1 protein-coding gene is annotated in these 526 nt (G+C 77.8%); it reads left to right on the top strand.

Annotated features, from left to right (window positions below; all coding sequences use genetic code 11):
• Nucleotides 1-54: 54 nt before the first annotated feature.
• On the top strand, nt 55-526 hold a 472-nt coding region (locus tag H0488_RS23520), incomplete at its 3' end, for a hypothetical protein (RefSeq protein WP_446685650.1).

Here is a 526-nt window from a genome sequence, read left to right as displayed (position 1 = left end):
GCGCCCGCCGCGGCACACCAGTCGGCTGCCGCCCTGGCCGACGAACGAGACGCCGTGACTCGAGCCCTGCTCGAGGCCGAGCGGATGGCCGAGGACGCGAGCCGTGCCCGGACCGAGGCCGAGGACCGGGCCCGCGCCACCCTCGCGGAGTTCGAACGCTCCGCCATCGCCCAGCAGGCGGCGCAGCAGGCAGCCCTGGCCAACGTCCAGGCCGAGCTGGTGCGCGCCGAGCAGCAGGCGCTCGAGCACGCCCAGGCCCGCGCCGCTGCCGAGCAGATCGCTGCCGAACAGGCCCAAGCGCGTGCGAGCGCGGAGCAGGTCGCTGCCGAGCAGGTCCACGCCCGGGTCACCGCCGAGCAGGCCGCGGCCGAGCAGGCCATCGCCCGCGCCGAGGCCGAGACCCGCGCCGCCGCCCTGGCGCTGGAGATCGAGGAGGCGCGCGCGCGAGCCGCCGAGCTCGAGGCAGCCACCCTGGCGGCCCAGGCGCGAGCCGAGGAGCAGATGCGGGCTGCTGCCGAGTTCCGGC

The sequence above is a fragment of the Nocardioides pelophilus genome, from assembly GCF_014180685.1.
Taxonomy (GTDB): Bacteria; Actinomycetota; Actinomycetes; order Propionibacteriales; family Nocardioidaceae; genus Nocardioides; species Nocardioides pelophilus.
This window is presented reverse-complemented; position numbering and strand designations above follow the sequence as displayed.